Source organism: Cupriavidus sp. HE11 (assembly GCF_056097175.1).
This window is the reverse complement of record NZ_CP184464.1, coordinates 919,448-940,501: the sequence shown is the minus strand read 5'-3', so window position 1 is coordinate 940,501 and position 21,054 is coordinate 919,448. Positions and strand designations below refer to the sequence as shown.

The window sequence follows — 21,054 nt, the reverse complement described above, 5'->3', positions numbered from 1 at the left end:
ATGTTTGCTTAGAATCGACGGCGCCGCGCTTGCGTCACATCTCGCCACGCGCGGCGCCATCGATGCCACGGAGACCCCCATGCTGAAGCCCGAAGTCGAAAGCCTTGTTCCCGGTCAGTCGTTCGACCGCCGCAGTTTCGTCAAGACCGCGCTGGGCTCGGCCTTCGCGGCAGCCGTGCTGCCAGTGACGGCCCAGACCATCAAGACCGATTTCAACGGCCTGACCGCCGGCGAAGTCACCGTGCCGTCGAACGGCTTCAACATGCCGGTCTATCGCGCCCAGCCCGAAGGCAAGAAGAACCTGCCTGTGGTGCTGGTGATCAGCGAGATTTTTGGCGTCCACGAGCACATCGCCGATATCTGTCGCCGTTTCGCCAAGCTGGGCTATCTGGCGATCGCCCCCGAACTGTTTGCACGCCAGGGCGACCCCAGCAGCTATGGCACGATCCAGGAACTGCAGGCCAACATCATCCAGAAGGTGCCCGACGCGCAGGTCATGGGCGACCTCGACGCCTGCGTGACGTGGGCCGCCGCGAATGGCGGCGACGTGAACCGCCTGGCGATCACCGGCTTCTGCTGGGGCGGGCGCATCACGTGGCTGTACACGGCGCACAGCAAGCGCGTCAAGGCGGGAGTGGCCTGGTACGGCCAGCTTGTGGGCCAGCCGAACGCACTGAAGCCGAAGAATCCGGTCGATATCGCAGGCGAACTGCACGCCCCGGTGCTGGGCCTCTACGGCGGCAAGGACACCGGCATCACGCAGGAACATGTGTCCCAGATGAAGGCCGCGCTGGCCGAATCGTCGAACCCGAACGCCAAGGCATCGACCTTCGTGGTCTATCCAGAGGCCGGGCACGCGTTTCACGCAGATTACCGGTCCAGCTATGTAGAAGCGGCGGCCAAGGACGGCTGGCAGCGCTGCCTGGCCTGGTTCAAGCAGCATCACGTTGCCTGACCGGCACCAGCCCTGGCCCCTGACCAGCCCTGGATTGCTTCTGGATTAGCCCCTACGTTCGCGCGGGTGATTGCAAAGTACGCGCCGACATACGTACAATGCGGACTTTCGCGTTTTTGCAACCATGTTGCGTTAGTGCGCGAGCGTAGTCAGTCGGCGACGACTGCCCGGTTGTCGGGCAGGGGCCGGTCCGGGAGTTCATCATCCATTCCACGCTTCTGTACATTCTGCTGGCGGCGACCATTTCGGGCGTCGGCAGCATCTTCGGCGCGGCGCTGCTGTCGCTGACGGTGGCCTCGCGCGTGGTGGAGCGCATGGTGAGCTTCTCGGTGGGGGTGCTGCTGGCTACCGCCTTGCTTCATTCGCTGCCCGAGGCTTTCGAATCGGGTGCCGATCCGCGTGCCTTGTTCGGCACCTTGCTGGCCGGGTTGCTGGGCTTCTTCCTGCTCGAAAAAATCTCGCTGTTGCGCCATTCCCATCATCACGAGGGCGACGGGCATCATCACCATCACGGTCATGACCGCGAGGAAGCCGGCCGCAGTGGCCTGACCATCCTGGTGGGCGACACGTTCCACAATTTCGCCGATGGCATTGTGATTGCCGCCGCGTTCCTGGCCGACCCGCATATCGGCCTGGTTACCGCACTGGCGATTGCCGCGCACGAAATTCCGCAGGAAGTGGGCGATTTCATCGTGCTGCTGAACGCGGGCTTCTCGAAGTCGCGCGCGTTCGCGTTCAACCTGCTGTCGAGCCTGGCCGCCATCCTGGGCGGTATCGTGGGCTACTTCCTGCTGGACCAGCTTACGGGCTGGATTCCATACGTGCTGGTGATTGCGTCGAGCAGCTTCGTCTATATCGCCGTGAGCGACCTGATGCCGCAGATGCAGCGCAAGCCGCGACTTAAGGAATCGGTGGTGCAGGTGGTGCTGGTGGCGGCCGGTATCGCGGCAATCGTCTTTATCACCAACGGCGTGCACGAGCAGCACGCGCACCGCCACTCGAAGGCGAACACGGAAGCGGCGTCTAACTGACGCCGTTTTTTCGTATTTTTCTTACGTTCCGCTGCCGGTAGCCACCGGGCGCTTCGGATCGGCGCACCATTCGCTCCATGATCCCGGGTACAGCGCCGCATCGGTCAGCCCGGCCGCTTCCATCGCCAGCAGGTTGTGGCAGGCGGTCACGCCCGAGCCGCACTGCATGACCGTTTCGGTGGCCGCCTTGCCGCCGAAGACCTGGCCGAATTCCGCACGCAGCTGATCGGCCGGCTTGAAGCGGCCATCCGCGGCCAGGTTGTCCTTGAAGAAGCGATTGGCGGCGCCGGGAATGTGGCCGCCCACCGGGTCGAGCGTTTCGTTTTCGCCGCGGAAGCGGTCGGCCGCCCGTGCATCGACTACCAGCAGCGCCGGCTGGTCCAGGTTCTCCACCAGCGTCGAGGCATCGACGGTACGCACCAGCGAAGCGCTGCGCGTCAGGTTGCCGGCGGCTTCCGGGTCGGGCGTGGCGCCCGGTTCCAGTGGCAGGCCGGCTGCGAGCCAGGCTGCCTTGCCGCCGTCGAGCACGGCCACGGCCCCGTGGCCCACCCAGCGCGCCAGCCACCAGAGCCGCGCGGCATACATGCTGCCCTGCGCGTCGTAGGCGACGATCAGCGTGTCGTCGTCGACACCGAGCGCGCGCAGCCGCGCCACGAACAGTTCGGCATCGGGCAGCGGATGACGGCCATTGAAGCCGGTCTTCGGGCCGGACAGCTCATTGTCCAGATGCAGGTAGAACGCGCCCGGCACATGGTCCTGCTGGTACATCTCGCGGCCGGCAACGGGGTTGGTCAGGTCGAACGAGCAATCGATGACGACAACGTGCCGCTTGCCCGCGGCGCGCAGCTGGTCCAGTTCGATGGCGGAAATCAGCGGTGATGGCATGAAGAACCTGTCTCGCGTTGAGTGGGAAGTCGATGCCAATGCTACACCGCTGCATGCGCGGGCGTTACACCTCGGGATGCACCTCGGCCTCGGGCGACTTGACGGGCGTGGCCGGCGTGGGGTGCTTGTCGGTGTCGCGGGCGCGCGTGAGCGTGGTGGCGATGCCGCTGGCGATGATCAGTGCCATGCCCAGCCAAGAGATCCAGTTCAGCTTGTCGTCCCAGACCAGAGTGCCCCACAGGCTCGAGAACACGATGCCCGCGTACTGCAGGTTGGCCGTCAGCAGCGTATTGCCGCGCTTGTAGGCGCGCGTCATCGATGTCTGGCCCAGCGTGGCCAGGATGCCGATGGCCAGCAGCAGCCCGGCGCCGTGCCAGGTGTGGTGGCTGACGCCGGTGAACAGCATCCAGACCAGGCCGCAAACCAGGCCCACGGCCGAGAAATAGAACACGATGCGCCCTTCGGGCTCGCCAAGCTGGCCCAACTGGCGCACTTCCACATAGGCCAGTGCCGTGAACACGCCGGACACCAGGCCGATCATGCCGCCGGCGAGCTGGTCCTTGCCCACGGAGGGCTGCAGCAGGCAGATCACCCCCGCGAAAGACAGCAGGATGGCGCCAATCAGCTTCTTGTCGGTGCCCCCGCGCGTGCCGGCCAGTACCGCGCCCGCGCCCAAGATCAGCGCGATCCAGACCGGCGACATGTAGTTCAGCGTCATGGCCGTGGCCAGCGGCAGCAGCGTGATCGATGTGAACCAGAGCAGCAGGGCGGTCACGCCGAAGATGCTGCGCTTGATGTGCGTGACCATGTGCGGCGTGCGCACCGACGTGCCCTGCGACGAGAGCACGATCCACATGATCGTCACGCCGATCAGGCTGCGGTAGAAGACGATCTCGCCCGTGGTGTAGAGCTCGGATGCCAGCTTGACTCCCACCCCCATCAACGAAAATGCGAAGGCGGCAAACAACATCCAGAGCGATTGCATGGCGAAACCGGGCGAAAGAAGGTGAACGAAGGGCGAGAGCGGGGCGCAACAGGGAAAATCGTTGATAAGGCAACGATTAGGTCAGCGATTCTATCAGTGCGCAGACCGCCGCTCCAATGCAAAACGGACCGTTTTCACGGTCCGTTTCGTGTTGTCCACAGTTTTGCGGGCGATCACCGCCCCTGCTTGCGAACGATCAGCGCTTGCTGTAATCCATCGCGCGCCGGTACCACTCGTGGAAGTGCTGCATGCCGTCTTCCATTGGCGACTGGTACGGGCCGGTCTCGCTGATGCCGCGCTTCATCAGGGCCAGGCGGCCGGCGTCCATGCGTTCGGCGATCTCGTCGTCCTCGATGCACGTTTCCATATAGGCGGCGCGCTCGGCCTCGACGAACTCGCGCTCGAACAGCACGATTTCCTCGGGGTAGTAGAACTCCACGACATTGCGGGTCTTGCGCGGCCCCATCGGGTGCAGCGTCGAGATGCACAGCACGTTCGGGTACCACTCCACCATGATATTGGGGTAGTAGGTCAGCCAGATCGCGCCATGCTTGGGCAGCTTGCCGTTGTTGAAGCGCAACACCTCGTCATGCCACTTCTGGTATGTCTGGCTGCCCGGGCGCTCCAGGCCCTTGTGCAGGCCCACGGTCTGCACGCTGTACTGCTCGCCGAACTCCCACTTCAGGTCGTCGCACGACACGAAGCTGCCCAGGCCCGGGTGGAACGGCACGACGTGGTAATCCTCCAGATAGACCTCGATGAAGGTCTTCCAGTTGTAGTCGCACTCGTGCACTTCCACGTGGTCGAGCATGTAGCCGTCGAAATTCAGGTCGTCGGCCACACCCATGCGGGCCAGGTCGGCGCGCACGTCGCGCTCGCCTTCGAACAGCATGCCGTTCCAGTTCTGCAGCGGCGAGCGGTTCAGGCGCACGCATGGCTGTTCCGCGAAATGCGGCGCACCCATCAGTTCGCCCTGCAGGTCGTAGGTCCAGCGGTGCAGCGGGCAGACAATGTTCCTGGCGTTGCCGCGGCCGTTCATCATGATGGCCTGACGGTGGCGGCAGACGTTGGACAGCAGTTCGATGCCTTCCGGGTTGCGCACCAGCACGCGGCCTTCGTCTTCGGCGGCCAGCGTCTGGAAATCGCCGGATTCCGGCACCATCAGCGCATGGCCGACGTAGCCCGGGCCCTTCTTGAACAGCAGTTCGAGTTCTTGTTGATGCAGCGCCTCGTCAAAGTAGACGTCGACGGGCAACTGCGAATCAGCCGGCGCAAGCTTGAGCGCGGTGCTGAGATTGGACATTATCCCCACTCCCTATGAACAGGCGAAAGCAGTGAACAACCCAACCATCGAAAAATGAATCGATTTGGGAAACCGTGTCAGACGATCGGGATCCGCGCCGGTTCCCTTCCGGGCCGACCAGTTTGTCGGGCGGAAAAGTGCGTCCTGGACGCAACGGTCGGAACTCGCTGACGAGCCGGGGATTGTACCCGAGCCCAAAAATTAAGGGACTGATTTTTTTGGCTTTTTAGCGAAAAAGTCGACCCGGGTCGTCACGGAGGTGCCCCTTCGGGCGCATTCCGAATGACGACCCGGGCGCACACGTCACTTCCCTGTCAAAAGGTGGTGCTAAGTGCCCGATCCGGACACCCGGTATCCATCAAGTGGATAAGACTGTTCTGCGGGCCGGCCCCGGATTGGCGTAAAATCGCGAATTCCCCTGAACAAGGCCTGACATGCCAAGAACGACGACCGCCCCGGTCCAGCCTGAAGACCAGCCGGCCGCCAGCGCGCCGCCGGCTTCCTATGAGGCCGCAATGGCCGAGCTGGAAACCCTGGTGGCGAGCATGGAAAGCGGCGAACTGCCGCTGGAAGCGTCCCTGGCCGCGTACCGTCGCGGCGCGGAGCTCGTCCGTTTTTGCCAGCAGAGCCTGGAGCGGGTGGCCCAGCAGGTCATGGTTCTGGAAGGCGATACCCTGAAGCCCCTGGCCGGCGAGCCACGTTCCGATAACAACAGCGCAGATTTCGAATGAGCGATTTCGCTACCTGGATGCGGGCGCAAGGCGCCCGGACCGAGGCCGCCCTGGACGCCGCACTGCCGTCCACGGACACAATTCCACACACCTTGCACGAGGCCATGCGCTATGCTGTCCTCGGCGGTGGCAAGCGGGTACGCCCGCTGCTGGTTCATGCCGCTGGCGAGGTGGCGGGTGCATCACCCGAGGCCTGTGATGCCGCAGCATGCGCCGTCGAGATGATCCACGCCTATTCGCTGGTTCACGACGACATGCCCTGCATGGACGACGACGACCTGCGCCGCGGCCGGCCTACGGTCCACAAGGCCTACGACGAGGCCACGGCGCTGCTGGTGGGCGATGCCCTGCAGACGCAGGCGTTCATCGCACTGGCACAGGTGCCGGTGCTGGGCGCCGAGGCGCGCCTGAAGCTGGTGGCCGAACTGGCCATGGCGTCGGGTTCGGTGGGTATGTGCGGTGGCCAGGCCATCGACCTGCAGAACGTGGGCCTGGCGATGACCCGCGACGCGCTGGAAGGCATGCACCGCATGAAGACCGGTGCCCTGCTGCGTGCCAGCGTGCGCATGGGAGCGTTGTGCGGAAACATCGATCCGGCCGGTCTGGTGGCGCTTGACCAATATGCGGCGGCCGTGGGATTGGCATTCCAGGTGGTCGACGATATTCTCGACGTCACAGCAGATACGGCAACGCTCGGCAAGACCGCCGGGAAGGATGCCGCCAACGACAAGCCGACCTATGTGTCGCTGCTTGGTCTGGATGCCGCACGCGAGCTGGCTGCCCAGCTTCGCACCGACGCCCACGAGGCGCTGGCGGGATTCGGCGCACGCGCCGGCAGGCTGGCCGAACTGGCCGACCTGATCGTGCTGCGCTCAAACTGAACTGAAAAGCCGGACACACAGAATCCGGCGGCCGAACGGACATCATGACCTACACGCTGCTCAACAACATCGACGACCCTGCGGACCTGCGCAAGCTGGACCGTCGCCAGCTCGGCACGCTTGCCGACGAACTTCGCGCCTACGTGCTGGAATCGGTCTCGCAAACCGGCGGTCACCTGTCGTCCAACCTTGGCACGGTGGAACTGACCATTGCGCTGCACTACGTGTTCGACACGCCCAGCGACCGCATCGTCTGGGACGTGGGTCACCAGAGCTACCCCCACAAGATCCTGACCGGCCGCCGCGACCGCATGTCGACGCTGCGCCAGTACGGTGGTATCTCCGGCTTCCCGCGTCGCTCGGAAAGCGAATACGACACCTTCGGCACGGCCCACTCGTCGACCTCGATCTCGGCCGCGCTGGGCATGGCCCTGGGCGCACGTACGATGGGCCACAAGCGCGTGGGCATCGCCGTGATCGGCGATGGCGCGATGACCGCCGGCATGGCCTTCGAGGCCATGAACAATGCCGGCGTGTACAAGGACCTGCCGATGCTGGTGGTGCTGAACGACAACGACATGTCGATCTCGCCACCGGTGGGCATGCTCAACAAGCATCTGGCCCGCCTGCTGTCGGGCCAGTTCTATGCGGCGACCAAGAAGGGCATCGAGAAGGTGCTGTCGGTGGCCCCGCCGGTGCTCGAATTCGCCAAGCGCCTGGAAGAACATGCCAAGGGCATGGTCGTGCCGGCCACGCTGTTCGAGGAATTCGGCTTCGACTACATCGGCCCGATCGACGGCCATGACCTGGAATCGCTGGTACCGACGCTGCAGAACATCCGCCAGCGCGCCCTGGAAGGCCACGGCCCGCAGTTCCTGCACGTGGTGACCAAGAAGGGCCAGGGCTACAAGCTGGCCGAGGCCGACCCGATCCTGTACCACGGCCCGGGCAAGTTCAATCCGGCCGAAGGCATTCGTCCGTCGGCCAAGCCGTCGCGCAAGACGTACACGCAGGTGTTCGGCGAATGGCTGTGCGACATGGCCGCTGCCGACAAGCGCCTGATCGGCGTGACGCCGGCCATGCGCGAAGGCTCGGGCATGGTGGAGTTCGAGAAGCGCTACCCGGATCGCTACTACGACGTGGGCATTGCCGAGCAGCACGCCGTGACGTTTGCCGGCGGCCTGGCCTGCGAAGGCCTGAAGCCGGTCGTGGCGATCTACTCGACGTTCCTGCAGCGCGGCTATGACCAGCTGATTCACGACGTGGCGCTGCAGAACCTGCCGGTGGTGTTCGCGCTGGACCGCGCCGGCCTGGTGGGCGCGGACGGCGCCACGCACGCCGGTGCGTACGACATTCCGTTCCTGCGCTGCATCCCGAACATGATGGTGATGACGCCGGCCGACGAGCAGGAATGCCGCCAGCTGCTGACCACCGCGTTCCAGCAGGATTGCCCGACCGCCGTGCGTTACCCGCGTGGCGCCGGCGTTGGCGTGGCCACCGAGGCTGCGCTGACGGCCCTGCCGGTTGGCAAGGGCGAGATCCGCCGCGAAGGCCAGGCCCGTGCCGGCCAGCGCGTGGCGATCCTGGCATTCGGTTCGATGCTGCATCCGTCGCTGGCGGCTGCCGAATCGCTCGATGCCACGGTGGCCAACATGCGTTTCGTGAAGCCGCTGGACGCCGACCTGGTCAAGCAACTGGCCGCGAACCACGACTACCTGGTGACGGTGGAAGAGGGCGCGACGATGGGCGGTGCCGGCAGTGCGGTGCTCGAAGCGCTGGCCGAGGCTGGCGTCGAGATCCCGACGCTGGTGCTGGGCCTGCCCGACAAGTTCGTCGACCATGGCGATCCGGCCTTCCTGCTGTCGCAGTGCGGCCTGGACGCCGCCGGCATCGAGCGCTCGGTGCGCGAGCGTTTCAAGCTGGCCGAGCAACCGGTGAAGGTGGCGACGCGCGTCGCCTGACCGCCTGCCACCTGCACGCTGTACGCCGAACCGGCGCGGATTATCCGCGCCGGTTTTGTTTTGGCTGTCAGCCAATGGCAGGAAGCTGCATTGGCCGGTCATTATCCGCATGAAATACGCGGATTAAGTCATGGGCACGGCAGCACCTTCCAATATTGCGTAGAATCGCCATTCCCATTTTGTGTTCGCAGCTGCGGGCCGGCGCCCCCCTGGTTTTCTGTCCGGACCCGTCGTTTCACACTCGTTGCGCGGCGTGGAGAAATCCTGCGAAAACGCCGCGACCGTAAGGGTGGCCGTCATCCCCTGGCGCCGTCCTGGAGGAAACCGTAGATGAATGACATCAATCCCGCCTTTGTCATGCCCGACGTGCAATCGAGCGTCGATACCCGCCAGATCGTGATCCAGCGCGTGGGCGTGAAGGGCGTGCGATATCCGCTGACACTGAAGACGCCGGCTGGCGACATCGGCACCGTTGGCACGTTCAACCTGGACGTGCGTCTGCCGGCCGACCAGAAGGGCACGCATATGTCGCGCTTCGTGGCGCTGCTGGAAGACAACCGTGCGCCGCTGGACCTGGCCGGGTTCCGTGCGCTGCTCGACGACATGCTCGTGCGCCTGGAGGCCGATGCCGGTCGCATCGAGGTCAAGTTCCCGTACTTCATCAGCAAGACCGCGCCGGTGTCGGGCGTGCAGTCGCTGCTGGACTACGAAGTGACGCTGGCCGGCGAGAAGCGTGACGGCCAGACGCGGCTGTTCCTGACCGCGCTGGTGCCGGTAACGAGCCTGTGCCCGTGCTCGAAGAAGATCTCGCAGTACGGCGCGCATAACCAGCGCTCGCATATCACCATGCAGGTGGAACTGGCTGGCGACCTGGACGTGGAAACACTGGTGCGCATGGCCGAGGAAGAGGCGTCGTGCGAACTGTGGGGCCTGCTCAAGCGTCCCGACGAGAAGTTCGTGACCGAGCGCGCCTACGAAAATCCGAAGTTCGTCGAAGACCTGGTGCGTGACATCGCCATGCGCCTGAATGCCGATGCGCGGATCGTGGCCTACACGCTCGAAGCCGAGAACTTCGAGTCGATCCACAATCACAGCGCCTACGCGGTGATCGAGCGCGACAAGCGCGTCGCGTAAGGCGCCGCTTTGCGCGGACTCGCCTCTCCCGTGCCCGGGAGAGGCGAGTACCCCGCCATCAAACCAACGTCACCGCCGGCACGCCTGCTGCCACCTCCACCACCTGGACACTCGCCGTCGCCGGCTGCGCCGGTGCCGTGCCATCCACCAGCGGCTTGAGCTTGTGGAAGCTGCAGCTCAGCTTCGCCGCCGTCAGCGTTACCACCGCATAGCCCTGCGCGTCGGTATTCACATACTTGAGCCACGGATTGAACGCCGTCAACGTGCTGTTGAACGTGTTCACCATCGCGCCATTGCTGTCCGTGGTGTAGACCAGTGCCTTGGCGGCGGCAAAGGCCGAGTCACTGTCCACCACGCTCTTGAAATAGCTCTGGAACGAATTGCTCGACAGCCCGGCGGTGACCAGGTCGACCATCACCGGTGCGGGCGTGGCGGCGTCGTAGTCGTCCATCACCGGGCCGGCGAAGAAGGCGTGGATGTCGCCGGTCAGCGCCACCACGTTGCCGATATTCTGCGATTTCAGATACGCCATCATGGCCTTGCGTTCGGCGTTGTAACCGTCCCACTGGTCGGCGTTCAGGACGAACTGGTCGATCAGCATCTGCGGCGGCAGCGCGGCGGTCAGCCCGCTGATGACCGCGCTGATCTGCGGGGCGACGGCGCCGGCTGCCGTCAGCACGGCGCTCAGGTTGGCAAAGGCCGGGGCGGCATAGGTGCCGTTGGCCTTCGCGCTCGTGAGATCCATCGCAATTACGCCAATTACCGTGTTCTGGTCCAGCGCCAGCGACGGCAGTGCACCGATCACGATGGGGGCCATCAGCGATCCAACTGCCACGGCCCCATCGATCTGCATGCGCAGCAGCGACACCTCGTTGCCCCACAGCTTCCACGTGGTGTTGGCATTGCGCATTTGCTGCTGCCACCACCCGCGCTGCGCGTCGCCCAGGATCGATACCGGCGTCAGCGCGCCGCCGGCGCCGGTCATCTTGAGGGCCTCGGTGCTGGCGAGGGTGCTCTTCGGCACGAAGTACCGGCTGCCGATCTCGCTGCCGGCGGCCTGTTCCGGAATCACGTGGTCGGCCCGGTACAGGCGCTCGTCGGTCATGATCAGCGTAGCCAGATCGCCAAAAGTGAACGAGCGGTAGATCTGGATGTTGTGGAAAGACGTGTCGGCCTGGTCGAAGCTGACATCGGCCGGCATGAATTCGAACCAGGCCTGATTGGCCGCGCGGCGTCGCGCGGTACGCGGCTCGGCATCGTCGGTGGCCGTATAGGTCTGGTGGTCCTGCCAGCAGTCGTCAGAGAATTCGTGGTCGTCCCAGATGCCGATGACCGGAAAGCGCGCGTGCAGTGCCTGCAGGCGCGGATCGCTGCGGTACGACTTGTACAGGTAGCGGTAGTCGTCGATGGTGGTCGCGTAGGTGCCGTCGGCGGTGGCCGTGCCATTCGGCAGGGTCAGCTTTGCGTGACGGCTCTCCACCTTGTCGGTCTGGAACGCGGCGCCCACGGTCTCGTAGATGTAGTCGCCCATATGGACCACGAAATCGAGGTCCTGGCTGACCAGTTCCTCCATGCCGGCCCAGTGGTTCACGCTCCAGTCCTGGCACGTGATGAACGCGAACTTCAGTTGCGACAGCGGCGTGCCGGCGGCGGGCGCGGTCCTGGTGCGGCCCACCGGGCTGGTCTGGCTGCCGACGATGAACCGGTAGTAGTAGGTGGTGCCGGCTGACAGCCCTGTCACCTTGTTGCGCAGCGTGTAGTCCCAGTCCGGCAGCGCGGATAGCGTGCTGTTCACGACCAGCGTACCGAAGTCCGGCTGCGCCGAGACCTGCAGTTGCACGCTCACGGCCTTGCCGCCATTGCTGCCGTTGACGCGTGTCCACAGCATGACGCTGTCGGGCTTGGGGTCGCCCGATGCCACGCCCTGCTGGAACGTGAAAGTGTTGCCGGGATCGGTGGCGGGCGGGGTGGTAGGGGTGGTCGAGGGGTTGTCGTCGCCACCGCAGCCGGCCAGGCCCGTGGTGGCCACCGTGACGGTGACAAAACTTCCCCATTTCAGAAACTGGCGGCGATCCATTGCGTTCCCTCGTTCTTTTCAGATGTGATGTGGAGAACGCAAATTGTTCGACGGCCTTGTGACCGCCTTGTGTCGGGATGTCGCCCCGATTAGAGCTTTCCTACGAAGCCTGGGCGCCGGTTGGGTCCGGCAGGCGGATATCGGACAAATCCCAGCGCGGCGTGACGCCGTAATCGTAGCCACGGCGCGCCAGCTGGGGTGCGGCCTGCAGGCGCATGGCGCCGGCAAAGGCGATCATCGCCCCGTTGTCGGTGCAGAAGGCCAGGTCGGGGTAGTACACGTCCACCTTGCGCCGGCGGCCCATTTCGTTGAGTCGTTCGCGCAATTGCCGGTTCGCGCCGACGCCGCCAGCCACCACCAGCCGCTTGTGGCCCGTCTGCTTGAGCGCGTTGAACGACTTCGCGGCCAGCACGTCGACGATGGCATCGACGAAGGACCGCGCCAGGTTGGCCCGGTCCTGCTCGCACGCGTTGCCGAGCTTGCGCGTCTGCGTCAGCACGGCGGTCTTGAGCCCCGCGAACGAGAAATCGAGATTGCCCGAATGAAGCATCGGCCGTGGCAGCTCGAACGCGCCGGGATTGCCGAATTCGGCCAGCCGCGATACCTCGGGGCCGCCCGGGTAGCCCAGGCCCAGCAGCTTGGCGGTCTTGTCGAAGGCTTCGCCTGCGGCATCGTCCAGCGTTTCGCCCAGCAGCGTGTAGTCGCCAATGCCTTTGACTTCCATCAGCTGGGTATGGCCGCCGGACACCAGCAGCGCCACGAACGGGAACGGCGGTGGGGCGTCGGTCAGCAGCGGCGAGAGCAGATGGCCTTCCAGATGGTGGACGCCCACCATCGGCACATCCAGCGCAAAGCCCAGCGCATTGGCCACCGATGCGCCCACCAGCAGCGCGCCGGCCAGGCCGGGGCCCTGGGTATAGGCGATGGCGTCGATGTCGCCGCGCTTGCGGCCGGCGTCGTCCAGCACCTGCTGCAACAGCGGCAGCACGCGGCGGATATGGTCGCGCGATGCCAGTTCGGGCACTACGCCGCCATATTCGCGATGCATGGCAATCTGCGAGTGCAGTGCGTGCGCAAGCAGACCGGCCCCGGTGTCATAGAGGGCCAGCCCGGTTTCGTCGCAGGAGGATTCGATACCGAGGACAAGCATGGGAATTCTGGTGCGGCCGGACGGGTTCGGGCTGCAACTGCAGCGATCTTGCCGGCAAAAAACGGAAGGCCAGCAGAGTAGCACACCCTGCCCCGGTGCGCTCGGGCGCCTGTCATTCGCTACAATCGCGGCTTCTTGAAAGGGTGACATGACACAAGGCAGGAAAGACCGGTTCGACGTGGCGGTGCTGGGCGCGGGTGCGGCCGGCATGATGTGTGCCGCCGTGGCCGGCCAGCGCGGCGCGCGAGTGGTGCTGATCGACCATGCCACGCGGCTGGCCGAGAAGATCCGCATCTCGGGCGGCGGCCGCTGCAATTTCACGAACCTGCAGGCCGGCCCGGCCAACTACCTGTCGACGAACCCGCATTTCTGCCGGTCGGCGCTGGCCCGTTATACACCGCAGGACTTCCTGGGCCTGCTGCGCCGCTACGACATCGGCTGGCACGAAAAGCATCGTGGCCAGCTGTTCTGCAACAACAGCGCCGAAGACATCATCAACCTGCTGCGTGCCGAATGTGATGCGGGAGGCGTGCATTGGCAGGCCGGCTGCACGATCGACGAGATCCGCAAGGAAGGCAATGACTACCTGCTGCTGACCAAGCAGGGTACTGTGCGTGCCGGCGCAGTGGTGGTCGCCACTGGCGGGCTGTCGATCCCGAAGATTGGCGCCACGGATTTTGGCTACCGCATTGCGCGCCAGTTTGGGCTCAAGGTCGTGGAAACCCGCCCGGCACTGGTGCCGCTGACTTTCGACGGTCAGGCCTGGCAGCCATTCGTGCCGTTGGCCGGGGTGTCGATGGAAGTCGATATCGCCACGGGCAGCGGCAAGACGGCCGGTGCGTTCAAGGAAGACCTGCTCTGGACGCACCGTGGCCTGTCGGGGCCGGCCGTGCTGCAGATTTCCAGCTTCTGGCGTCCCGGCACCCCGATCGAGATCGACCTGTTCGACGGCGAGGACGCTACCGACTGGCTGATCGGCCACAAGAAGGGCGGTCGCAAGCATCTGGACAACCTCCTGGCCGAGCGTCTGCCGTCCCGGCTGGCCGATGCCTGGTGCGCCGCCGTGGGTCTGCAGGGTGCGCAGGCGGTGGCCGACATGCCGGACAAGGCGCTGCGCCAGCTGGGAGAGACGCTCAACCGCTGGCGCCTGGTGCCGTCGGGGACCGAGGGCTACAAGAAGGCCGAGGTCACGCTCGGTGGCGTGGACACCCGGGGGCTGTCGTCGACGACGATGATGGCACGTGATGTCGACGGCCTGTACTTCATCGGCGAAGTGGTGGACGTGACTGGCTGGCTGGGCGGCTACAACTTCCAGTGGGCCTGGGCGTCGGCAGTGGCGGCAGGCGAGGCCGCCGCCGAGGCAGCGCGCGGCGTTTCCGGATAGGGGGCGCAAATGCAGCGGCGCAGGCCATGCGATACAATCGGCGCTCTCGCACATGACCGGTGAGGCGCTTCGTTCCCTTTTGACCGACGCCTCGCATCTGCAAGAAACCCGCTACGGGCCATGGCTCCGGCGGGTTTTTGCGTTATGGTCCCAGTTGCCACTCATTTTTTCGGAAGATTGCCATGTCCTTGAAAGCCCGCATTACTGACGACATGAAGGCCGCCATGCGCGCCCGCGAAACCGAGCGCCTCGGCACGATCCGTCTGCTGCAGGCTGCCATCAAGCAGCGCGAGGTGGACGAGCGCGTGGAACTCGATGACGCCGCCGTCACCGTTGTCATCGACAAGATGATCAAGCAGCGCAAGGACTCGATCAGCCAGTTCGAGCAGGCCGGCCGTGACGATCTGGTAGCCAAGGAAAAGGCCGAGGTCGACGTGCTGGTGGCCTACATGCCCGCGCAGCTGTCGGAAGCCGAAGTGGCCGCCGAAGTGCAGAAGGCTGTGACCGAAGCCGGCGCCACGGGCCCGCAAGACATGGGCAAGGTCATGGGCCTGGTGAAAGCCCGCCTGGCTGGCCGTGCCGACATGACGGCCGTGTCGGGCCTGGTCAAGGCTGCCCTGGCACCGAAATAATTGACAGTTACGTCAGATATAAGCACGATTAGTAGTTGCGAAGCACGGAGTTGGCGCCGGGTTGACGGGACTTGGCGCCCAATGTCGGCAAAGGCCGGCGTTCCGTTGCGGCTGCACTACAATGATTCGAAAGCTGCCGGGCGACGTTCCGGTCACGCATTCCAGAAAAATGGCCGCCGGCGCGTCTGGCAGGCCTTGGCATCAGGACGGTCAGTCGGGTGATTCCGCAATCCTTCATTCAGGACCTGCTCAACCGCGTGGACATTGTCGACGTGGTGGGCAAGTACGTGCAGTTGAAGAAGGGCGGGGCCAACTTCATGGGCCTATGCCCGTTCCACAACGAAAAATCCCCGTCGTTCACGGTATCCCCGACCAAGCAGTTCTATCACTGCTTCGGCTGCGGCGCCCATGGGTCAGCCATCGGCTTCCTGATGGAGTACTCGGGGCAGTCCTACCCCGATGCGGTGCGCGAACTGGCGCAATCGGTGGGTTTGTCCGTCCCCGAAGAGCGCAACAGCCTGCCGCCCGCCCAGCGTGCGGAACAGCAGGCCCGTTCGGTGGCCCTGAGCGACGCCATGTCGCGGGCCACGGATTTCTACAAGAAACAGCTACGCGGGGCGCCCCAGGCCATCCAATACCTGAAGGGCCGCGGGCTGACCGGCGAGATTGCGGTGCGGTTCGGCCTCGGCTACGCGCCCGACGACTGGCAGGGCCTTGAAGCCGTATTCGGCACGTATCGGGACGATGCGACGGTTGCGCCACTTGTGGAAAACGGCCTGTTGATCGAATCGCAGGACAAGCGCGATGCCGACGGCAAGCCGCGCCGCTACGACCGGTTTCGCGACCGGATCATGTTCCCGATCCGCAATACCAAGGGCAACGTGATCGGCTTCGGTGGCCGGGTGATGGGCCAGGGCGAGCCAAAATACCTGAATTCGCCCGAAACACCGCTCTTCAGCAAGGGAACGGAGCTCTACGGCCTGTTCGAGGCGCGCCATGCCATTCGCGAGAATGGCTACGTGCTGGTGGTGGAGGGCTATATGGACGTGGTGGCGCTGGCGCAGCTTGGCTTTGCCAACGCCGTCGCCACGCTGGGCACGGCCTGTACGGCGGTGCACGTGCAGAAGCTGCTGCGCCAGACCGACGCCGTGGTGTTCTCGTTTGACGGCGATGCCGCCGGCCGCCGCGCCGCGCGTCGTGCGCTGGAGGCCTGTCTGCCGCACGTGGCCGACAACAAGACCATCCGCTTCCTGTTCCTGCCCGCCGAGCACGATCCGGACAGCTACGTGCGGGAAGAGGGTACGGACGCGTTCGCGCGCCAGGTGCAGAATGCGATGCCGCTGTCGCGTTTCCTGCTCCAGATCGTCACGGAAGAGCAGGACTTGCGCCAGCCCGAGGGACGCGCCCGCGCCCAGTTCGAGGCCAAGCCGCTGCTTCAGGCCATGCCGGCCGGTGGCTTGCGGCTACAGATTGTGCGCGAACTCGCCGATGCTACCGGTACGACGCCTGCCGAAATCGAGGCAGTGTGCGGGCTGGGTAGCGATTCGTCGCGCGTGGGCCGTTTCTCGCAGCCGCGCCCGCGCGCCAAGCGCCAGGCGCCGACGGGGCTGGAGCAGCAGGTGATCCAGCTGCTCATGAGCTATCCGTCGCTGGCGAGCCGGCTGGACGACGATGCGCGCGCCTTGCTGCTGGACCCCCAGAGGCCGGAAACCGAAGTGCTCGCTCACTTGGTGGCGGCCTGCGACGGCATTCAGGGCACCATGAATTTTGCGGCCTTCAACGAGCAACTGGCGCAGACGCCCTATGCGGACGTCTATGCCGCCGCCCGTGCGGCCGTGCTGAAGGAGGAAATGGAAGAGGCGCTTGCGACACTTGAATTCGACGGCGCCGTACACAAGCTGCTGGCAGACCCGCTGCAGCGCGAACTGGAGACACTGCTGGCCGCCATCCAGGCCGGCACCGCCAATGAGGACGACAAGGCGCGCTATCGCTGGCTGGTGCCCGAAGTACAGCGCCGTCGCCAGATGGGATGGCGGCCCGTCAACGCGGAAGACGAGTAGCCGCCACGCGGCAAACGATAAAAACGCAGCACACAGGTTTTTCGGCTTGAGCCATCGCATGTGATCCCAACCGACGGAAGAATCCGGGGTCTAATCGCTTAAGCCTTGATTTTTCAGGTGAAAACCTCACCTGACAGGAAGCCGGGGATTGGCGACGTGCTACAATGCCCGGTTTGGATTGCGAAATCTCTCTCCATTACTGGCGAAAGTGAGCGTGCCAATGGCAAAGGCCAAAGCAACCGAAAGGGCAGCCGAGAAGGCTCCCTCCAAAACTCCCCAATCAGGGAGCGGCAAGGCGTCCGTGAAAACAACGGCGGCGAAGACATCGACCGCGTCAGTCAGGACGACATCAGCCCGGTCTGCGCCAGCAAAGTCCGCGCGTAGCGCTTCAGCGCCCGCCGGAACCACTTCCGCCAGGAATCGCACATCCGAAAATTCAAAGCCCTCGACTTCGGCACGCGAGAGCGGCAGCAGCGCCAATACAAGCGGCAGTAATGCCGCTGCACCAGTGAAAGGCAAGAGTATCACCGTGGCGAAACAGCAGAATACCGAAGTCGAGAGCAAGCGTGCGGCAACGACGGCCGGCACCCGGACCAGCAGCGCCAAGGCAGGCGCCGCTGCGGCCACGCCGAAGGCCCGTGCCGCAAGTCCCGCACCCGTTGCACCCGTTGCATCCGAGCGTCCCGCCGCTCCGGCCGTCAAGCCGGAGCCGAAGAAGCGTGGCCGCAAGCCCAAGGCCGGGATGCAGCAAGACGACAGCACCACCGAAGACGTGACTGAAGAGTTTTTCGACAACGACGCGCCCGCCGCGCCCGCGGCGGCACCCAAGACCGAGAAGCAGAAGGCCAAGGACCGCAAGGCCAAGGAAAAGGCGCTGCTCAAGGAATTTGCTTCGTCCAACCAGGCTGGTAGCGAGGAAGAGCTGGAAGTCCGCCGCCAGAAGCTGAAGGCGCTGATCAAGCTGGGCAAGTCGCGTGGCTACCTGACCTATGCGGAAATCAACGATCACCTGCCGGACGACATGGTCGATTCGGAAACGATCGACACGCTGGTCGCCACGCTGAACGACATCGGCATCGCCGTCTACGAACAGGCGCCGGACGCCGAGACGCTGCTGCTGAACGACAACGCCCCGTCGGCCACCAGCGAGGAAGAGGCCGAAGAAGAGGCCGAAGCCGCGCTGTCCACCGTCGACTCCGAATTCGGCCGCACCACCGACCCGGTCCGCATGTACATGCGCGAGATGGGTACCGTGGAACTGCTGACGCGCGAAGGCGAAATCGAGATCGCCAAGCGTATCGAAGCCGGTCTGAAGGACATGGTCATGGCCATTTCGGCCTGCCCTGTCACGATTTCGGAAATCCTGGCCAGCGCCGAGCGCATCGCCAACGAAGAGATCAAGATCGACGAATTCGTCGATGGCCTGATCGACCCGAACGCCGAGGAAGTCCAGGACAACTCGCCGGCCGTCGCGGCCGCCTCGGATGACGAGGACGAGGAGTCGGAAGAAAACGGCGACGAGGAAGGCGACGAGGAAGACGACGACGAAAACGGCGCCGGAGCCGGTGCATCGGCCCGCCAGCTGGAAGAGCTGAAGGTTGCCGCGCTGGAGAAATTCCGCATCATCGCCGAGCAGTTCGACAAGATGCGCCGTGCCTTTGAAAAGGAAGGCTACAAGTCGAAGCCGTACGTGAAGGCCCAGGAAGCGATCCAGGCCGAACTGATGGGCATCCGCTTCACCGCGCGTAACGTCGAGCGCCTGTGCGACACGCTGCGCGGCCAGGTGGACGAGGTCCGCAAGCTCGAACGTGCCATCCTGAACATCGTGGTCGACAAGTGCGGCATGCCGCGCGCCGACTTCGTGGCCCGCTTCCCCGGCAACGAGACGAACCTGGACTGGATCGAGACCATCGTCGCCGACAACAAGCCGTACAGCACGATCGTCGAACGTAACGTGCCGGCCGTGCACGAGCTGCAACAGAAGCTGATCGACCTGCAGGCCCGCGTGGTGCTGCCGCTGAAGGAACTGAAGGACGTCAATCGCAAGATGTCCGAAGGCGAGAAGCGCGCCCGCGAAGCCAAGCGTGAAATGACCGAGGCCAACCTGCGTCTGGTGATCTCGATCGCGAAGAAGTACACGAACCGTGGCCTGCAGTTCCTGGACCTGATCCAGGAAGGCAACATCGGCTTGATGAAGGCGGTGGACAAGTTCGAATACCGTCGCGGCTACAAGTTCTCCACGTACGCCACGTGGTGGATCCGCCAGGCCATCACGCGCTCGATCGCCGACCAGGCCCGCACGATCCGTATCCCGGTTCACATGATCGAAACGATCAACAAGATGAACCGGATCTCGCGCCAGATCCTGCAGGAAACCGGCAACGAGCCGGATCCGGCAACGCTGGCCGAGAAGATGGAAATGCCCGAGGACAAGATCCGCAAGATCATGAAGATCGCGAAGGAACCGATCTCCATGGAAACGCCGATCGGTGACGACGACGATTCCCATCTGGGCGACTTCATCGAGGACACGAACACGCTGGCCCCGGCCGAAGCGGCGCTGCATGGCTCCATGCGCGACGTGGTGAAGGACGTGCTCGACAGCCTGACGCCGCGCGAAGCCAAGGTGCTGCGCATGCGTTTCGGCATCGAAATGAGCACGGACCACACGCTGGAAGAAGTGGGCAAGCAGTTCGACGTCACGCGCGAACGTATCCGTCAGATCGAGGCCAAGGCACTGCGCAAGCTGCGCCACCCGAGCCGCTCCGACAAGCTGAAGAGCTTCCTGGAAGGCAGCTAAGCATCGCGCCTTCTAAGGGCCTCTAGCTCATGCCTGGTTAGAGCAGCGGACTCATAATCCGTTGGTGCCGTGTTCGACTCACGGGAGGCCCACCATTGAACGAAGGGGTTACGGTATTTGCCGTAACCCCTTTTTTTTGGCGTTTTTTCCGACGTTCCTGGCTGGACCTCCCTCAGCCCCTTCCCGCCCGCCGTCGTGCCGTCAGCGCCAAGGCTGCCCAGTCCTTGTGCCCATCCCCATGCGCGATGGCCTCGATATGGGAGTCGCGCAGCGTGCTTGCCAGGGTCATCGGCACGTTGGCCTGTTCGCCGGCCTCCAGGGCCAGGCGGACGTCCTTGCCACCCAATGCCAGCTTGAAGCCGGCGGGTTCGAAGCGTTGTTCGGCGATGGCGCCGCCGTAGATCTTGTAGACCGGTGCGGCGAAGACCGTGGATGTGACCAGGTCAAGGAACGCGGCCGGGTCGACGTCGTAGCCCTGCGCCAGTGCCGCGCCTTCGCTCATGGCACCGATCGCGGCGCCGATCATGAAGTTCACGCCCAGCTTGACCGCATTGGCCTGTTCCGGCTTGTCGCCAAAGATCCAGGTTTTCTGGCCCAGTACGTCGAACAGCGGCTGCACGGTGGTCAGCGCCTGGGCATTGCCGGCGGCGAGGATGTTCAGCTGGCCGGCTTCGGCCACGTTGACGCGCCCCAGCACCGGCGCGGCGATATAGGCCACGCCGCGCGCCGCGTGCAGGGCGGCAAGCTCGCGGGCCAGCGCCACCGAGACGGTGCCCATGTTGATATGGATGGCCCCACGGGCCAGCGCGTCGAGCGCACCGCCGCCGAGGATGGTGTCGCGCGTGGCGGCGTCGTCGGCCAGCATCGTGATCAGTACATCGGCACCCTGGGCGGCCTCGGCCGCGGTGGTGGCGCCGTGCGCACCCTGCGCGACGATCTTGTCGACAGGGCCGGGCGAGCGATTCCAGGCGCGTACCGCATGGCCGGCCTTGAGCAGGTTTGCGGCCATCGGCAGCCCCATCGTGCCGAGTCCAAGGAAAGCGATTTGCATGACGGCCTCCATTGCGTGCGTGCTTGCGTATGAC

The 21,054-nt window shown here is 64.7% G+C and carries 17 protein-coding genes and 1 tRNA gene; 11 read left to right on the top strand and 7 right to left on the bottom strand.

Annotation, left to right across the window (positions count from 1 at the left end):
- The first annotated feature begins 79 nt into the window (after positions 1–79).
- Together ACOABP_RS04400 and ACOABP_RS04395 are read left to right on the top strand one after the other, a co-directional pair.
- Entirely contained in the window at positions 80–955 is an 876-nt protein-coding gene (locus tag ACOABP_RS04400; protein WP_474227125.1) for a dienelactone hydrolase family protein, read from the top strand.
- A 218-nt stretch (positions 956–1,173) separates the two neighbouring features.
- On the top strand, positions 1,174–1,986 hold the full coding sequence (locus ACOABP_RS04395) for a ZIP family metal transporter (RefSeq protein ID WP_474227771.1): 813 nt from the start codon (positions 1,174–1,176) through the stop codon (positions 1,984–1,986).
- Between the two features lie 21 nt (positions 1,987–2,007).
- On the opposite strand, the gene ACOABP_RS04390 is transcribed toward ACOABP_RS04395, so the two are convergent.
- The 3 genes from ACOABP_RS04390 to ACOABP_RS04380 form a co-directional block, all read right to left on the bottom strand.
- Positions 2,008–2,871 carry a sulfurtransferase gene (locus tag ACOABP_RS04390; protein ID WP_474227124.1) on the bottom strand — a complete coding sequence of 288 codons (864 nt, stop codon included), beginning with the start codon at positions 2,869–2,871 and terminating at the stop codon, positions 2,008–2,010.
- A gap of 64 nt (positions 2,872–2,935) precedes the next feature.
- A complete protein-coding gene (locus ACOABP_RS04385; protein WP_474227123.1) occupies positions 2,936–3,856 on the bottom strand; it encodes a DMT family transporter in 921 nt (306 codons plus the stop codon).
- Between the two features lie 196 nt (positions 3,857–4,052).
- On the bottom strand, positions 4,053–5,159 hold the full coding sequence (locus ACOABP_RS04380; RefSeq protein WP_474227122.1) for an aromatic ring-hydroxylating oxygenase subunit alpha: 1,107 nt from the start codon (positions 5,157–5,159) through the stop codon (positions 4,053–4,055).
- A gap of 434 nt (positions 5,160–5,593) precedes the next feature.
- Here ACOABP_RS04380 and ACOABP_RS04375 point away from each other — a divergent pair, with 434 nt between their 5' ends.
- The 4 genes from ACOABP_RS04375 (at position 5,594) to folE2 (ending at position 9,866) form a co-directional block, all read left to right on the top strand.
- Entirely contained in the window at positions 5,594–5,890 is a 297-nt protein-coding gene (locus ACOABP_RS04375; protein WP_474227121.1) for an exodeoxyribonuclease VII small subunit, read from the top strand.
- Positions 5,887–6,771: a polyprenyl synthetase family protein gene (locus ACOABP_RS04370; protein ID WP_474227120.1), complete on the top strand. Its 885-nt coding sequence runs from the start codon at positions 5,887–5,889 to the stop codon at positions 6,769–6,771. The genes ACOABP_RS04375 and ACOABP_RS04370 overlap by 4 nt, the downstream gene beginning before the upstream one ends.
- Positions 6,772–6,815: 44 nt before the next feature.
- Positions 6,816–8,732 (top strand): 1-deoxy-D-xylulose-5-phosphate synthase, encoded by a 1,917-nt coding sequence (dxs, locus tag ACOABP_RS04365; RefSeq protein ID WP_474227119.1) that lies wholly within the window; start codon positions 6,816–6,818, stop codon positions 8,730–8,732.
- Positions 8,733–9,062: 330 nt separating this feature from the next.
- The gene (gene folE2, locus ACOABP_RS04360; protein ID WP_474227118.1) at positions 9,063–9,866 is read left to right on the top strand and encodes a GTP cyclohydrolase FolE2; all 804 of its coding nucleotides are present in this window, start codon (positions 9,063–9,065) and stop codon (positions 9,864–9,866) included.
- A 58-nt stretch (positions 9,867–9,924) separates the two neighbouring features.
- Here the strand turns inward: folE2 and ACOABP_RS04355 are convergent, their stop codons facing one another.
- Both ACOABP_RS04355 and tsaD read right to left on the bottom strand, forming a co-directional pair.
- The gene (locus ACOABP_RS04355; protein ID WP_474227117.1) at positions 9,925–11,943 is read right to left on the bottom strand and encodes an alkaline phosphatase D family protein; all 2,019 of its coding nucleotides are present in this window, start codon (positions 11,941–11,943) and stop codon (positions 9,925–9,927) included.
- Positions 11,944–12,043: 100 nt separating this feature from the next.
- Positions 12,044–13,093: a tRNA (adenosine(37)-N6)-threonylcarbamoyltransferase complex transferase subunit TsaD gene (gene tsaD, locus ACOABP_RS04350; protein WP_474227116.1), complete on the bottom strand. Its 1,050-nt coding sequence runs from the start codon at positions 13,091–13,093 to the stop codon at positions 12,044–12,046.
- 148 nt (positions 13,094–13,241) lie between these two features.
- On the opposite strand from tsaD, the gene ACOABP_RS04345 reads away from it, so the two are divergent.
- From ACOABP_RS04345 to dnaG, 3 genes are all read left to right on the top strand, one after another.
- Positions 13,242–14,477: a BaiN/RdsA family NAD(P)/FAD-dependent oxidoreductase gene (locus ACOABP_RS04345; protein ID WP_474227115.1), complete on the top strand. Its 1,236-nt coding sequence runs from the start codon at positions 13,242–13,244 to the stop codon at positions 14,475–14,477.
- A gap of 182 nt (positions 14,478–14,659) precedes the next feature.
- On the top strand, positions 14,660–15,109 hold the full coding sequence (locus tag ACOABP_RS04340) for a GatB/YqeY domain-containing protein (protein WP_474227114.1): 450 nt from the start codon (positions 14,660–14,662) through the stop codon (positions 15,107–15,109).
- Between the two features lie 218 nt (positions 15,110–15,327).
- Positions 15,328–17,169: a DNA primase gene (gene dnaG, locus ACOABP_RS04335; RefSeq protein WP_474227113.1), complete on the top strand. Its 1,842-nt coding sequence runs from the start codon at positions 15,328–15,330 to the stop codon at positions 17,167–17,169.
- Between the two features lie 159 nt (positions 17,170–17,328).
- Here the strand turns inward: dnaG and ACOABP_RS04330 are convergent, their stop codons facing one another.
- The gene (locus ACOABP_RS04330) at positions 17,329–17,688 is read right to left on the bottom strand and encodes a hypothetical protein (RefSeq protein ID WP_231906788.1); all 360 of its coding nucleotides are present in this window, start codon (positions 17,686–17,688) and stop codon (positions 17,329–17,331) included.
- Here ACOABP_RS04330 and rpoD point away from each other — a divergent pair.
- Positions 17,678–19,969 (top strand): RNA polymerase sigma factor RpoD, encoded by a 2,292-nt coding sequence (rpoD, locus tag ACOABP_RS04325; protein ID WP_474227112.1) that lies wholly within the window; start codon positions 17,678–17,680, stop codon positions 19,967–19,969. The genes ACOABP_RS04330 and rpoD overlap by 11 nt on opposite strands.
- Positions 19,970–19,985: 16 nt before the next feature.
- A tRNA-Ile gene (locus ACOABP_RS04320) sits at positions 19,986–20,064 on the top strand.
- Between the two features lie 77 nt (positions 20,065–20,141).
- Here the strand turns inward: ACOABP_RS04320 and ACOABP_RS04315 are convergent.
- Positions 20,142–21,020: an NAD(P)-dependent oxidoreductase gene (locus ACOABP_RS04315; protein ID WP_474227111.1), complete on the bottom strand. Its 879-nt coding sequence runs from the start codon at positions 21,018–21,020 to the stop codon at positions 20,142–20,144.
- Between the last annotated feature and the right edge of the window lie 34 nt (positions 21,021–21,054).